The sequence below is a fragment of the Anabaena sphaerica FACHB-251 genome, assembly GCF_014696825.1.
In the GTDB taxonomy this organism is placed as follows: Bacteria; Cyanobacteriota; Cyanobacteriia; order Cyanobacteriales; family Nostocaceae; genus RDYJ01.
The window spans coordinates 18,603-34,802 of the sequence record NZ_JACJQU010000015.1 but is presented as its reverse complement, the minus strand read 5'-3'; the positions used below and the strand labels follow the sequence as shown (position 1 = coordinate 34,802).

Below are 16,200 nucleotides of genomic sequence, written 5' to 3'. Positions count from 1 at the left end.
TTCGCAGATGCTGATTTCACTGTTTCTGCTATTTATAACCTAGACGCAGACAAAGCAGCACCAATTAATCCTACTTGTTGATTAAGAATTATATGCACCGGTATTTCTTCGAGGAGAGAACGCATTCTTCCTTTTTGGGTGAAACTTAACATAAAACTACCATTTTGCATCAAAGGCTGAATTTTGGGAGCGATACCACCAGCAATGTATAATCCACCGTAGGGTAAGAGTTTCAAGGCTAAATTACCAGCTTCGGCACCGTAAGCTTCAACGAAGAGTTGCATGGTTTGTTCTGAAAGGCGATCGCTTTTAGCTACGGCTGCACTACCAATAGCTGCACCAGGATCAACGGTTTTTTCGGCTTGTCCGGCTTCTTGTTCCCAACTTCTGACAATTTGGGCAATTTCTGGGTTTTCGGAGTCTATTTGACGATCTCTTAAAAATTGGTAAATGGAAGTAATGCCCAAACCAGAAACTACTCTTTCTACAGAAGCACGTTGAATATCATGTTTATCTAACAAGTATTTCAACAATTGAAACTCTAACTCGTTGCGGGGGGCAAAATCTGCGTGTCCACCTTCTGAGGGAAAAACTTGATACTGGTTTCCCTGTTTGATTAAAAAACCTTGTCCTAAACCTGTTCCTGCACCAATAACCGCCATAGGTGCATCGGCTTGGTGTTTCCCAACTTGCAAAGTGAGTAAATCTTGTTTGGTTAAACCAAAAATACCATAACCAACGGCTGCAAAGTCATTAATCAGGGAAATTGCAGGTATACCTAATTGTTGGGCTAAACGTTCCGTATCTAAAAACCAGGCTAAGTTAGTCAGTTTAGCAGTATTTTTTACCACAGGGCCAGCGATCGCAAAACAAGCTTTTTCTGGTGTTGATGTATTCGCGGCGGCTAAAAACTTCTGCACTATTGGCACTAAATCGGGAAAATCTCCACTGCGGTAACTCTCCTCATGCAAAGTTTTTAACCCTAACGACTCCAAGGATTCCACCAGTCTCAAAATTGTTTTGGTCCCGCCGATATCTCCTGCTAATAGCAATGTCATAAAATTTATCAGTTAGTTACTTGTGCTGTAATTATTTAGCTATCAGCAAACAGCAGTTAGGTTTTTCAGGTTTACGCCAAAAATTACTACTTGATCATCTACTGATTTATCAAATATTCTGACTCCTGAACGGCAGTTGCTTTATGCCGGGGAACCCGTCCACCGCACTGCCTCCTCCTAACTCCTGACTCCTGACTTATACAAATCTTACTACTTCCTCGATTGTGGTCAAATGAGAAGTATCTCCCTTTAGTTCTAGTAACCATTCTGATTCTTGACGTACCACTTTTACTAAAGAACATAAAGTAGCTTTAACTTCTGTTTTGGCTATATCACCTACTAAACCCATCGCTGCACCCAGTACAGAAGCGCCATGTGCTACCAAAAGAATATCATCAGGCCAGAACTCAGTCACCAGACATCTTGCTGTTTGTGCAGAACGTTGTCTTACCTTTTCATGGGTTTCGGGATATTGTGCCGCAATCCGCGATGTGTAGCTAATATCTATTCTGGGGAATAATGCTGCTAAATCCGACGTTGACAGTCTTTCTGGTGCTTCTGTCATCCATTCTGGATTTAACCATTCACTCAAGCCTGTTTCTAGTTTAATTGGTAAATCTAAGACTTCTGCGATCGCATTAGCTGTTTGCACTGTTCGCAAAAAGGGGGATGCGAAAATATGGCTGATTTTTTCGCCTTTTAGTCGTTTTGCTAGTTGTTGTGCCTGTACCATGCCATCATCTGATAATGGTGGATCATAGCGTTTTTCCGCTGTGAGAAACCAATCAGGATTTACAAAGTCGAGTCGGTTGGCGTGTCTTGCGATCCAGATGATTTGATTCATGGGGTAGAATTGTACAGGTATCAATGGGTGCAATTTAAATATTAGGACATAAGTGTTATATTTCGTAATAATTTAGAGGATTTTGTTTTTTAATGAACCACGTTCTGCGTTCGCGTAGCGGTGCGTAGCACTCAGCAGTTCCCGCAGGGTAGAAGCGAAGAACACGAAGAGAAGAGAGGAAGAGGGAAGAAAATTTTTTGGTTCTTCAGTACCTAATATGCAAAATCAATCTCAAAAAACTTCGGAAGGCTTAATATACATAAGAAATAAGCCACAAATTTTGGATATTATCACAAAATTTGCCTCTTTACCCTGTTCCCTGTTCCCTGTTCCCTGTTCCCTCTTTCAGACTGGTAATTTAGCATAACAAGTACGGTAGAACCAATTTTTTTAATCAGAGTATTAGTATTTAAATTTTCTAATATCTCAGTTAAATCTTGCCAAACTGGGTGATTTTTAAATTGGAGTGTAGTCATAATTTTTAGATGGATTAATGTTCTGTTATAAAACCAGGAAAATGCAAGATACCATTAATATATTTTGCATGAAACCTTCTATCACCATCTTTACCTAACACTTTAGATTTTAAATCATATCCTTTTTCTTGAGAATCAACAAGCCCAATACTACCACGCGGGTGTACTAGTCATTTCATAATTGCCTTTAAATGCTTACTTTTTGATCATATTTTATCTGTTACTGACTAAATAAAACTGGCAAATCACCAGTTGAAAGAGATACAACATATACAATTTCAGGTTGAATATCTTTCCAATTATTGGGTAAAGATTCCATGATATTTAACACTTGGCTTACCTAGCAAGATTTGTGAATCTGAATGAATATATTTTTTCCAGTTCATGATTCAAACCTTCCCTTAATTTTATTTAATTTTACCTTACATTTCTCACTAAAAAACTATCCTGTCCACAACTTTTTTGAGAACGTCTCAAAATCTCCTCACTACAAATACCAGCCTTACCATCTTTAGAATAACAAAAGAAAACTTCTTGTAAAAACCTACCAGAATCAGAACAATAGGGCGCAATACTATTAGCAGTAAATTTTTTATTAGCACTGAGAAAGGCAATTTTTAAGTTTTTAACCGTAGTACGAAAAGGTTTTTCAGGACTTTTATAAGCTGTGGGAATAACGAGAGAATATTTTAACTCTCTACTTAATGCTAGATATTCGTTAGGTTTTTGACCTGAACAAGTTCCATGTTTTTCCCATTCATGATTATAAAGTTTCTCACTGGGAAACAAACCTCTAAACTTCTCTTTGACTAAGGAAGGTAATTTTTCAGTTGAACAGTTAGCGGGATAACCTTTTTGATATTGTGGCCAAAGTCCATGTAAAACAAAACCATATTTTCTTCCTGGACTGCACTGCTGGGGGTCACGATTACCATTTCTCGCGCAATGATCAGGAGACCAGGATAATGTTAAAACATAAAAATCAAATTTACCAGGAATACCAGGTTTTTGAGCTACTGCACTATTCGGTATAGCTAAGGTAGTTATCAATAAAGAAGAAGCGACTACAAGGTTCTTTATTTGCATATTAATAACCAGTTGGCTTTGTGCTAAAAGTGTTCAAAATTACAATACCGCATTTGAGCCAGAAAAAAAAGACATTAAGAAGAAATTTGCACAACCAGATTCCCAACTTCTTCAAGAAGTCGGGGATCTAAATCCCTTCACAATGTAAACTACATTTACAGCAACTCAGGAGGGAAGAAGACCATTGGAAAATTTATTAAACATCTCAAACTTTATTGATACCTGCACTGAACGCATCGGCCGCTGGACTAGTTGGTTAGTCTTAGTTATGGTTATAGTTCCAAAAAGCATAGACAAATATCTCATGTCCTTTGTTTGCCGGGAATAACCCCTATGGGGCGAACTACAATTTCCACTACTATATCTTTAGGCTGATAGTGCAATTTATCAGGTTTTTGGTATATTTTGAAATTTTGCCATGAAGCGGCGATCAATAAAGTCTTTCCAGTGCCAAAGTAATTGATGAGGTGGTAAGGTGAAATTTCCTCTCGTGGCTAATGCGCGTCCATCACCAGTCCCAATTAAACTTAAATACTCTTTTTGTGGTTTGTAGGGTTGAAGTGATTTACCGAAAATCATCCTTCGCAAATTCTCATACAGTGGTTTACCTTGACGCACCGCAAATACACCAGCTTTTGATAAGTGATAATTAATCATCGTGGCAATATCACCCGCTGCAAAAATTTGGGGATGGGTAACAGATTGCAAATGATCATCTACTAAAATAAAACCTTTTTCATCAGTACCAATTCCCGAATCTTTTACCCAATTTGCTGCTGCTGCTTGTGTCACCCAAAATACTTGATCACACCTGATTATTAAGCCAGATTCAGATTTAATTTCTAATTGATCATCTATTATTTGTCTAACTTGACACACATTTTCACACAAATGCAATTTTGCACCTTGACTAATTAGAACTTCCTGCATAATTTGCCGCACTGATGGGTGATGATTTGGCATTAATTCCCCAGTGCGTTGCCATAAATGCACTTCTAAATTTTCAATTCCCAATCTCCGTAAACCTGCCAACATTGATAACGCCAATTCTACACCCCCAGCCCCACCACCAACAATACTAATACTTAGCGGCTTTTGGGGGTTTCTCATCACCATTTCCTGTAATTTATACCAATGTTCTAAAAGTTGTGCTACTGGTTTCGCCGCAATTGTATATTCTGCCGCACCTGATACAGACAATTTCATCGGAGTGCTGCCAATATCGATAGACAGAATATCAAAATCTACCGCAGGTCTGTTAGCACAAACCACTTTGTTATTTTTTAAATCTAGCCCCACGACTCTATCAAGATACAAACGAGCTTTAGCAAATTTGCTTAAAGTTTGCAAGTCAATATGGCATTCAGAATAATTGTAAAATCTGGCAATATGTCCGGGCAACATCCCAGAGTAGGGTGTATATTGATCTGGAGTAATTAAGGTCAAATTTACTCCAGCCACAGGGTTATTACCAAAAAGCTTCAAGACAATGGCATGACTATGTCCACCACCTATGAACACTAGGTTTTTTAGGCTTGGTCGGGAATTTGGCTGCATCTGGAAACTTAAATTTCATCAGGGATTAAATATCAATATAATCATGATTTCCATCGGTTGGTGATGAATAATCTACTCATCCCCAAAGTTTTCTTAATTATCAAGACAGCACAAGATTATTTTAATTAATGTATGTTGGTAAGCAAAATCCTCCATTGGATGCTGGCAATTCAAAATAAACTAAAGAATAATAAAGGCGATAACTCTAATCAAGATTATTTAATGAAAGTTTTACAACGACTGGAGAATAATCCCATAGAAACCAGTCTAGCTGCAATTAATGATTTAGAGCGTCTGGCGGAAGTTAATCCACAATACCACTGGATAATTATGGATATGCTGACTAATTTCGTCCGAAATAAAGCTGCTAATCTATGCCCAGAAGAAGTAATGAGTAACACTTCAGTAAACACGCGATCACTGATTCAAGCAGCTATTACCGTCATCGGCAGGAGAGACACAAAGAAAGACCCAGAAAATGAGCAGATTGACTTAAGTTACACAGACTTAAGGGGACTAAACTTGCAAGGTGCAAACCTAGAACAAACTAACCTTTATCAAGCTAATCTATCACAAGCAAATCTAGCTGATGCAAACCTCTCTGGTGCTATCCTCAGTGCAGCAAATCTCTCTGGTGCAAACCTTAGTGCTGCTGATCTCTCTGGTGCTATCCTCAGTGCAGCAAACCTTAGAGGTGCTGATCTTTCTGGTGCTAAATTGCATCGAGTTAATTTATATTTAGCTAGTTTAGAGGATGCAAATTTGAGTGATGCTATCCTTGATGGAGCAAATCTGAGAGAAGTTAACTTTAATAAGTTTTAAGAATCAATATATACCTAGTGCAATGAGGTAGGAGGTTGGTGCATGACTTTTTCACACTCCTGTTTGTACTTCCTGCAACCTGCTATACACTGTAACTATATCAAGAAGGGTAAAGGGTAAGGGGAAAAATGAAAAACCTTTACCCTTTGTTGTGAGAAAGAAAATTTTACATTTCTAAATTTGCGGCTAAATGCTATACTGTTTTTTTTAATCATTTCCGTAATAACTCATTATTGTGAAGCATCTTTCTGGTATGTCTGCTAAAAAGACAGACACAACTTTGTATTGGTTGATCACCATCATCGTTATTGTGCTTCTGTCCTTAATACTGATTGTCTTCGCATCTACTAATATTGAGAAGTTATCACTTCAGCAGCAAATATCTGACAAAAATCAAGCATTAATTACTATTGCCTTAGTTTTTCTGGCTGTAGCTGTCATGCTTAATGTTTATTATGCAGCAAGGCGCACACAAGCAATAGAGAAAAATGCAATTACAGCAGAGAAAACTCTAGCAATTAGCATTGAAAATACCAAACTTACCCAAGAAAGACTGATTGCAGAACGGTTTATTGGCGGAATTGCCCAGTTAGGACATGACAAAGTAGAAACGCGCACAGGTGCAATTTATGCTTTAGAAAGAATTGCTCAGGAGTTCCCCCAAGAACATTGGACAATTATGGAAATTCTCACTGCTTTTGTCCGCGAAAATGCACCGATACAAACAGAGAGGAAACTACAAAAACCAGAAGATTTCATGAGCATTGATTTGGGTAAAAATCGTGACAGGATGCGCCGTCAACAGCCAACCAATTATTCTCTAGCATCAGAATCTTTTAAACTTCGTACTGATATTCAAGCAGCATTGACTGTGATCAGTAGACGCAATTTTCAACAGGATCGAGAAAATCAAAAATTGGATTTACGTAATACCGATATTAGACGAGTTGATTTAGCAGGAGCTAAACTGCAAGGGGTAGACTTACGGGGAGCGGATTTGTCTGGTGCAGATTTGCGGGATGCTGATTTAAGTCAAGCAGTTTTGGATGGTGCTAAACTCATCGGTTCGATTCTTTATAAAGCCAACTTGTTTAAAGCTAGTTTGCGGGGAGCTATTGTAAGTCGAGCTAATCTCAATCTTGCTAATTTATATGGAGTAAACTTGCGTTCAGCTAATTTATTTGGTGCAAGTTTGCGTTCAGCCAACTTACAAGCTGCAAACTTGTATAAAGCTAATTTGCAACAAGCAAATCTTAAAGCTGCTAACCTCTCCGGTGCTAAGTTATTTCTAGCTAATTTGCAAGGGGCGAAATTAGGTAAAACTAACTTACGTTCAGCAGGTTTGATTGCTGCGAATTTGCAAGGTGCAAATCTCAATGGTGCTAATCTGCAAGGTGCAAATTTGAATGCTGCCAAATTACAGCAAACAGATATTTATTTTGCTAACCTTAGTGAAGCTAGTTTGACAGAAGCAGATTTACATCATGCTAATTTGATGGGCGCTAATCTTTGTAAAGCGATACTTGATGAAGCTGATCTTTCCGGGGCAAATCTCATAGGTGCTAATTTATCGGGCGCTCATTTTGATGATGTTAAACTGACTGGGGCGATTTTAACCGGGGCGAAAAACCTTGAATCTGAGCAGATAATTAGGGCATTGGGCGATCACACTACTCGTCTTCCTGATTATATAGAAGCGCCAGCTACTTGGCGTGAATCTGTTTAAGTATCTAAAACTGTCTCTTTTGCTAATTTCGGTGCATTCTACTTTTTTATTTAAATTATTTAATTATCGAAATTTTCCGTACCCTGATCCCCGACTTCTCAAAGAAATCGGGGATCTATTTACTTATCTACTTAAATTGTTATTATATTCTCACATTTAACTATCAAGTAAGTTATTAAATCATGACTTGATAATTGTCATGATTGCTTGTTTTTAAATTAGTGAATTAGTAATCAAATTAGCTTTTTCTATTGGTCAATCCATAGTAATTATGGACGAAGGGGAATAACTGGCAATTTCAAAACGGCTTCAAGCTTTTGTTTAGCAAAGTTTGAAAAATTCAGACTGTGACAAAAAGATTATTATTTTAAAGGATAAAAGTCTGATGAAATTTGATATTCAAGAAAATTTTTCCTCCCCAAAAGAACTCAATATTACTTCTGTCTTACCAGTCGATTCTTTTCATACTCAGGTTGACAGTAGCTTAAGTTGGGGTAGTCGTAGTAGCTATTCACAGCAGGAAACAAATGAACCTACTGCTACCACAAACAGCTATAACTCCAACAATGGTTATGGCTTAGTAAATGCAGGAACAGCAGTCAGTAAAGCAGCTGGTGTGAGTCCATATCCAGATGCTCCTAAGTTGGGTGGAAATAATTGGGGTGCAGATATGGTAAACGCTCCTACAGCTTGGCAGAATGGACATACAGGACAGGGCATTATTGTTGCTGTTTTAGATACTGGAGTTGACTATAACCACGAAGATTTAAATGATAATATCTGGACGAATACCAAAGAAATTGCTGGTAATGGAATAGATGATGATGGAAATGGTTATATTGATGATATTCAAGGTTGGAATTTTGATAATAATAACAATAATGTTCTAGATAATAATGGTCATGGAACTCATGTTTCGGGAACTATTGCGGGAGAAAATAATGGGAGTGGTGTAACTGGTGTTGCCTTTAATTCTAAGATTATGGCAGTCAAAGTTTTAGATCAAAATGGCTCAGGTTCTTATGGAAATATTGCTAACGGTATCCGTTACGCTGTAGATAATGGTGCGGATGTAATTAACCTCAGCCTTGGAGGTAATGCTTCTAACAATACTCTCAAATCAGCTATTGAATATGCCGGCAATAAAGGGGTAATTGTTGTGATGGCCGCAGGTAACGATGGCGGTTCTACACCATCCTATCCGGCTCGCTATGCTTATGATTCAGGAATTGCTGTTGGGGCAGTAAATAAAAGTAATCAACTGACTGATTTTTCTAACCGTTCTGGTTCTCAAGAAATCAAATATGTTACAGCCCCAGGCGAGGATATTTACTCTACAGTTCCAAATAATCAATATGCTAACTACAGTGGCACTTCTATGGCCGCTCCCCATGTTGCTGGTGTAGTGGCGCTCATGCTTAGTGCTAACCCCAACCTGACAGAAGGCCAAGTGCGAGATATTATTACGAGTACGGCTGAAAATGACCCAAATCCTCAACAGCCTAGTCAGCCTTCAAATCCTATGCCTTCTCTGCCGTTTCCATTTCCTATTCCTATTGATTTATTACCCTTCGGTCTGATTGATATCGGTTCAGCATTTCCGATAGGTTTCCAAGCGCAATCAACTATTCCTTTACCACCAATTGTTTTATCTGTTGGTAATAATAATTTAAAGTTAAGCTTTGGTGATTTTGGTACTAAAACGCCAAATTTGGAGAGTTTGAATCAGCAGAATGATGACAGATTAGTTAGTTTAGTTTCTCAGTCTTTATCGCGCTCTTATGGCAGTTCGGTGGTTAAATACTCTATTGCTAGTGATGGGGATATTGAGGAGGAGGAGTTGTTTAAGAAAAGGTAATAAATAGAGTAAATGAACTGATATCATTAGGTTAAAGAATATGCGGTAGTAAGTTGCATAATTATATCTTGTATAAAAAATCAAGATTGATATTAATTGTCTGAATCAGGATTTACAGGATTTGAGGATTTACAGGATGGTATTTTTTGTCTGAATCAGGATTTAAGTAAGTGGGCGTTAAAAATTGTCGTTATGACAAGGGAACAGGGAACTCTTAACGGGGAACGGGGAAGAGGGTTTTGGTGAATTTACTTTTTGTTACATACTACTCTTCGAGAAGCCGCTACGCGTCTACGGTTTTTTGCCACCGACTTACTTACAGCAGGATAAAACTAAAATTCCATCTGTGTATCTGTATTCAATATCTGTGTATGCTCTGTTTCTCACAAAGTCGAAAAGAATAAATTAACCGTGAAAATAATAGAGAATTACCAAAATTTTCTCATCCCGTCTTAATGATTAATCCTCATCCTGTAAATCCTCAAATCCTGTAAATCCTGATTCAGGCAGTGAAAATGATAACATCACAAACAATACTGTAGAGACTATTCAAAAAAACTATACAAGTATTTTAATTTATTCTATTTAATTAATTCACGTATAAGCCGATGTTAATTTTTTATATACAAATTGACAGAAATAGCATTCTTACCGATAATGATTGATATATAGGTAAATTTATCGGTGAGAGTATATATTGATTAATGACAACTGTAATATTTATTCATGGCACAGGGGTAAGAGAAGCCGAATATAACAAAACGTTGAAGTTAATTGAGCAAAAGCTACTTAGCCAACGTCCTGATTTAACAGTGCTTCCCTGTTTATGGGGTGACTCTTTAGGGATAAAGTTCAATGCTCAAGGTGCATCTATACCGTTGTATGATGCGACACTGGCGTTAGGAGATGAAGAAGAAGACCCGGAAATTATCCTTTGGCAACAATTGTACCGTGACCCTTTGTATGAGTTGCGGGTGTTGTCACTCAAGTCGGTGGAAGGAAGTAATAATCCGTTTGGGGAACAGCCGAGCGATCGCATACAATTAATTTTAATAAACTACCAGCCCACACCAGAACTAAACGCACTATTAACAAAAGCGGGAATTACTGAAGAATTTACTCCAGCTTTAGCAAAAGTTACTCAAAGTGAACCTTACAATCTTGCGTTATCAACAGCAGCAGATTCCGTCTATGAGTGGTGTTTAGTAATATCAAGGGCGATTATTGCTCAGGCAATATTTGACAGTCAGGAAAAAGAGCAGTATCCCTTAATACTTACTGATGCAGATTTGCGAGATAAGTTAGTTGAAAGCCTGACTCTGACTTTAACAGAACCAGAATTAGGGTTAGGGAACTGGACATTACAAAAAATCTCCCAACTTCTACAACCAATAGGTACTAATTGGGTAAAACGCCGACGTGGTGCAATTACCAATTCAGTATCGCCTATGCCTGGGGATATTTTGCTATATCAAGCCAGGGGTGAAAAAATTCGCGCTTTTATTCGGGAAACAATAGCCAACGCTGAACCACCAGTAGTTTTAATCTGTCACAGTTTAGGCGGTATCGCTGCTGTTGATTTGTTGATACAAGAACAACTACCCGCAGTGGAATTATTAGTTACAGTTGGTTCTCAAGCGCCGTTTTTATATGAAATTAATGCTTTATCCAGTTTAGAATTTGGTCAACCTTTACCCGCATATTTTCCACAGTGGTTGAATATTTATGATTTACGGGATTTTCTCAGTTATATTGGTGCTAATATATTCCCGAATCAAGTACAAGATGTGCAGGTAGATAGTAAACAACCATTTCCCCAAGCACATGGCGCATATTGGACAAATACCGCCACTTGGAAAGCGATAATCCCCAGACTACCATGATCAAGTTTACCGCTAAACCAGAGCGGACTTATGCTCTAGTTGTTGGCATAGAGAAATATCAAGAAAAAGCTTGGAATGTCACAGCCCCAGCAATGGACGCGCTCAAATTTGCTGATTGGCTAATTCAAAGGGGAGTACCAAAAGCAAATATTCGCCTGTGTTTGTCTTATTTAGAAGAAAATCAAAATTTATTTTCCCAAGCAGATTTAGAGATAGAAGCAGCAACAGAAGCAAATATTTTTACAATTATCACAGATTTTTTATCACAAAAATCAGGAGATTTGTTTTATCTATTTTGGGCAGGACATGGTTTAATTACTTCAAAACGAGAACGACGGTTATTGTGTGCTGATATTACCAAACTGAATTGGCAGAATATTGATTTAGATTCTTTGCTGCTATTTTTCAAGTCAGATGCTTTTGCAATTCGTCATCATGTTGTTATTATTGATGCTTGTGCCAATTATCTTGTAGAATCAGCAGGAAGACCAACGAATTTAGGTGGCAGAAGTTTTTCTAGTGGTAAACCAAGAACAGAAAGTCAACAATTTATTTTATTAGCCACAAGAGAGGGAGAAAAAGCTAAAGTTAATTCCCAAGAAAAAACAGGGTATTTTTCCCAAGCTGTCAGGGAAGCTTTGGCACAAGAACCGTTAGATATTTGGCCTCCCGATATGCGGACAGTTGCTGATAAAGTTAAACAGCAATTTGCGAGTTTAGATAAACAACAATTACCAACATATTATTATTATCAAAATTGGGATGGCGATAAACATAGTGAAAATCCGTTTACAAAGTCAATTACTCCCCAAAATATTCCCCGCAGTAGTGTAATTAAATTTGTCGGACGAGAAACAGCACTAACAGACTTGCACCAGAAATTACAACAAAGAGAACGAGTTGCAATTACCGCTATTGCTGGTATGGGTGGTGTAGGTAAAACCGAATTAGCCTTGCAATATGCTTTACATTATTGGGAACAAGGAACATATTCTGGTGGTGTTTGTTGGTTGCGGGTAAGAGATGAGAATATCGGTGAACAAATTGTTAATTTTGCTCAAAACTATTTAGGCTTAAAGATTCCTGAACATATTAAAGGTTTAGATAATCAAGTACGTTGGTGTTGGCAAAATTGGCAAGAGGAAAATGTTTTAATTGTATTAGATGATGTTAATAACTATGCACATATTAAATCTTATCTTCCTTCTGTAAATTCTCATTTTCGAGTGTTAATAACTACACGATTAGAACTATTACAATCTAATCAAAGAATAGAGTTAAAAGTATTAGGACTAGATACAGCCATTATTTTATTAGAGTCATTTATCAGTAGAGAAAGAATACAAAATGAATACACAATTGCTCAGAAAATATGTGAGTTTTTAGGTTGTTTACCATTAGGATTGGAGTTAGTAGGACGTTATCTGCAATATAAACACGATTTATCATTAGCAGAAATGTTGGAACGTTTAGAAGCCAACGGAGTGAAGCAACAAGCATTACAAAAACCGGAAAAGTTTACTTCAGATATGACGGCTGAGTTAGGAGTTTCGGCCGCTTTTGATTTAAGCTGGCAAGAATTAAATTCTACAGCCAAAGAGTTGAGTTTATTTTTGTGTATATTTGATTTAGTCCCTATGTCTTGGCAGTTGATAGAGCAGTGTTTTCCTGAGCAAGATCCAAAAAATTTAGAAGAAGCTAGAGATGAATTTCTAGTATATCTACATTTACTGCAACGTGAAGGAAAAGAGACTTATAAACTCCATGAATTAATTAGAGAGTTTTTTCAAAGTAAATTAGTTGAATTAACACAGACTAATTTAATGGAAGCAGTAGCTTTAAAAATTGGGTATATTGCAACTAAAAATACTATCTGTATTACCGAAATTTTACAAAAAGGATTATTAAATTGGAACTTTCCTCCAACTTCACCATTATCAGCATTAGAATGGGGAAAGCAAGTTTATATAGCCAGTCAATCTTGGTGTAATGGACTAGATAAATTAGCCAAATTATTAATGCCTCTAAGAGTAGATGGTAATTTACCAGTTTTAGGTGTTGCTTTGGTTGAAAAAAATAGCAGCAGTTTCATAGATAATCTGCTCAATAAGCTACCTAATTCTGGTGCTATTCTCTCTGAACAAATATTAATAAATAATCCAAATCTATTTTCCCTTGTAACAGGTTGGTATTTTGGAGATAATATTCAAGAAAATATTGTTGAATTACCTTCAGAAGCTACCAAAATTGTTGACTATCATTATACTTGTGATTCTTCATATCTAAATGCACTTTTTGAATTAGGTTGGAGTCATTTTCAATCTCGATCATCCTTGATTAAACCCAATGTATCTACAGCTTGGCAGTATACTTTTGATCATATTGTTGAGAAATTATCAAAACTATTACAAGAACGTTCGCTTCCTGTTTCATCAGGATATCTTTCTCTGGAGGCTGGTTGGCACGCAGCTATTTATTTAACTCGGAAACATCTAATAAACTCCTACCCATACCGAAATGAATATTATGATCCAATTGCTTTAGACGAGATTGAAAACTGCTTATCTAAAGTTAATCAAAACCAGTTTTCCTCAATGAGGAAACACTGTTTAAACCAGTTAAGAATTGAGATAGAAGCTTGTAGTGATAAAGGTCAAACTCATTTAACTTTTTCTCCTTCTATTCAAGTATATAAAAGTCGCTCTAATATTTCTGATGAAATTTTATTAAATTATACAACAGAAATTTTTCAGCAATCAATAGAAAGTTATGAGCAATTAGTTAATAATTTATTTATGAAATTTGTTCCTAAATTAAAGTTAGCATCAATTTTACCTGCTCGACTTGTTGGTTATATTGCTCCACCTAAAAATTCTGCTGATTCAATTAGTATGCGTTGGCATTGGGAATCTTTATCTAAAAATCAAAAAAGTTATGTAGATTTTAAATTAATTGAAAATGAAAGTTCTCTACCCTCTTCATTTTCCCAAACGGCTCTATTTCCTCAAGGACTCAAAGTAAGTCCATTTACTCCATTTACATGGCTAGGGACTAACCCTGTAACTGAACGGGTATATCAATGGCTGTGGGAAGATTTAAAAAAAATAGGATGGGTTAAAGGAGATCGCTTAAACCATGCAGGGTTTCCTTACTGGAGATGAAGTTATTAAACGTTTCAGGTACATTTACAATAGCCCAATATGATAATTCTTTTTCCATTACTCTAGGCAAAAGAAAGTTTTCTGGTAGTGATAAATATGTAGTGAAATTAGAACGACATATCAAAGCTTACAGACTCTAAAATCACTACTTATATACCATTACCGTTTACCAGTAGCTTATTACCTGACAAAGCTAGGTAACTAAAATCATATATACTCTAATTACCTCACAGAAAAAGCCTCACTAAATCTGCGGGTAATTGGCTCAACAATAAACGTTAAAACCGACTTCTTCCTAGTCACAATCTCAGCATTTGCAGCCATCCCTGGCGTAAATTCCACCTCTTGTCCCCGCACATTCATTGAATGCTTACTTAGCTTAATTCGCGTCGGAAAAACTAAACCCAATTCTTTATCAACAACTGCATTTGGACTAATTTGTAAAACTTCACCATCCACAACACCAAATTCTTGAAAAGGGAAAGTTGCTAGTTTGACTTTTGCTTTCATATCCTGACGGATAAATCCTATATCCCGGTTCAGAACTTTCACCTCTAAAAGCATTTCTTCTCCTTCGGGGACAATTGATAACAATTCTTCCCCAGATTGAACAGGTCCTTTAGTCGCTTTGATTTTATAAATTGTTCCCGCTACAGGTGCTTTAATAGTTTCTCCGTCTTTTTGCTTTCTCGCTTGTTCTAATTGTCCAGCAACATTAGTTAATTCTTCTTTGCGTTTATTGATTTGGGTTAAAATTTCACTTTGTCTTTCAGAAGTTAAACGTAAATCTTGATTTTTTGCAGTTTGATAAGCTTGTTCTGCTTGGCGAATTTCTTGCTTTTGAGCAGCAATATCTTTTTCTAAAGATGTCACTTTATCTTGAGCTTCTGTAACTCTATTTTCGGCGTTGGTTACTTCATCTGAACTTCTAATAATATCAGTATTTGCACGGTTTAATCTTTCTTGTGCCTCTAAATAATCAACTCTGGGAACAGCACCGGGAGTTAATAAAGTGCGGAGATTTTCTTCTCTTTTTTGAGCAATACTTAAACTATTTGCAACTTTAAGACGGATATTTTCGGCATTAGCTAAATTAGTTTGAGCATTAATAACACTGGTTTTCGCACTGGCTAAATTTTCTTGTAAGCGAGTTGAAAGTATTTTGGCTTGATTGATAATTGCCAGTTGACGTTGTGCTTCAGCTTCAGCTGCTGCTTGTTTAGCTTTATAGTCTAACAAACGCGAATTTAACAATTCATCTTGTAATTTCGTTCCCGCAGTTTTTCCCCCAGTCCTTTCAGCTTGTAAACGTTGTAAATCTTCCTCAATCAATTTACTAGCTTTAGCCAATCGGTTCACATCAGTTTGTTGTAAATTAGGATCACGTTCAATTAAAACTTGATCTTTGGTAACGCGATCGCCTTCTTTCACTTTCACTGCTAAAATAGTTCCATTACCCAAAGATGTCACAGGTCTAACTTGACTAGAAGCAATTAATTCTCCTGGTGCTGTAGCAACTTCATCAATTTCTGAAAAATGCGCCCAGGAAATCGCCCCAAATATAACAACGCTAATTGTTCCCGCTAATAATCTGGTATAAAGTGGTGGTAATTCCTGTACAGCTTTACCTAATTCATAAGATAATTGTTCCTCTGGTTTGGCAAATCTTTCTTTGGTTTGACGTGCTTGAACAGCATTTGCAGATAGGGAATATTTCATAATCTTTGTC

Annotated in this window: 10 protein-coding genes; 5 read left to right on the top strand and 5 right to left on the bottom strand. The window is 36.9% G+C overall.

Features of this window, described 5'->3' with window-relative positions; translation table 11 throughout:
• Positions 1 to 32 precede the first annotated feature (32 nt).
• From H6G06_RS20125 to H6G06_RS20110, 4 genes are all read right to left on the bottom strand, one after another.
• Positions 33 to 1,058, bottom strand: coding sequence for a glucokinase (locus H6G06_RS20125; RefSeq protein WP_190563348.1), 1,026 nt, complete (start codon positions 1,056 to 1,058; stop codon positions 33 to 35).
• A 196-nt stretch (positions 1,059 to 1,254) separates the two neighbouring features.
• Positions 1,255 to 1,902: a histidine phosphatase family protein gene (locus tag H6G06_RS20120; RefSeq protein ID WP_190563346.1), complete on the bottom strand. Its 648-nt coding sequence runs from the start codon at positions 1,900 to 1,902 to the stop codon at positions 1,255 to 1,257.
• Positions 1,903 to 2,795: 893 nt separating this feature from the next.
• Entirely contained in the window at positions 2,796 to 3,464 is a 669-nt protein-coding gene (locus H6G06_RS20115; protein WP_190563344.1) for a ribonuclease T2 family protein, read from the bottom strand.
• Between the two features lie 387 nt (positions 3,465 to 3,851).
• Complete coding sequence (locus tag H6G06_RS20110) at positions 3,852 to 5,021, bottom strand: FAD-dependent oxidoreductase (protein WP_190563342.1); 1,170 nt, start codon at positions 5,019 to 5,021, stop codon at positions 3,852 to 3,854.
• A gap of 159 nt (positions 5,022 to 5,180) precedes the next feature.
• Here H6G06_RS20110 and H6G06_RS20105 point away from each other — a divergent pair, with 159 nt between their 5' ends.
• The 5 genes from H6G06_RS20105 to H6G06_RS20085 all read left to right on the top strand — a co-directional run bounded on the left by H6G06_RS20105 (position 5,181) and on the right by H6G06_RS20085 (position 14,471).
• Entirely contained in the window at positions 5,181 to 5,843 is a 663-nt protein-coding gene (locus tag H6G06_RS20105; RefSeq protein ID WP_190563340.1) for a pentapeptide repeat-containing protein, read from the top strand.
• Positions 5,844 to 6,096: 253 nt separating this feature from the next.
• Positions 6,097 to 7,569, top strand: a complete 1,473-nt coding sequence (locus tag H6G06_RS20100) for a pentapeptide repeat-containing protein (protein ID WP_190563493.1) — start codon at positions 6,097 to 6,099, stop codon at positions 7,567 to 7,569.
• Positions 7,570 to 7,954: 385 nt separating this feature from the next.
• The gene (locus tag H6G06_RS20095) at positions 7,955 to 9,427 is read left to right on the top strand and encodes a S8 family peptidase (RefSeq protein WP_190563338.1); all 1,473 of its coding nucleotides are present in this window, start codon (positions 7,955 to 7,957) and stop codon (positions 9,425 to 9,427) included.
• Between the two features lie 704 nt (positions 9,428 to 10,131).
• A complete protein-coding gene (locus H6G06_RS20090; RefSeq protein ID WP_190563337.1) occupies positions 10,132 to 11,310 on the top strand; it encodes a lipase family protein in 1,179 nt (392 codons plus the stop codon).
• Positions 11,307 to 14,471 (top strand): NB-ARC domain-containing protein, encoded by a 3,165-nt coding sequence (locus tag H6G06_RS20085; protein WP_199306814.1) that lies wholly within the window; start codon positions 11,307 to 11,309, stop codon positions 14,469 to 14,471. The genes H6G06_RS20090 and H6G06_RS20085 overlap by 4 nt, the downstream gene beginning before the upstream one ends.
• A 222-nt stretch (positions 14,472 to 14,693) precedes the next feature.
• On the opposite strand, the gene H6G06_RS20080 is transcribed toward H6G06_RS20085, so the two are convergent.
• Complete coding sequence (locus H6G06_RS20080) at positions 14,694 to 16,190, bottom strand: beta-barrel domain-containing protein (RefSeq protein ID WP_190563335.1); 1,497 nt, start codon at positions 16,188 to 16,190, stop codon at positions 14,694 to 14,696.
• Positions 16,191 to 16,200 lie beyond the last annotated feature (10 nt).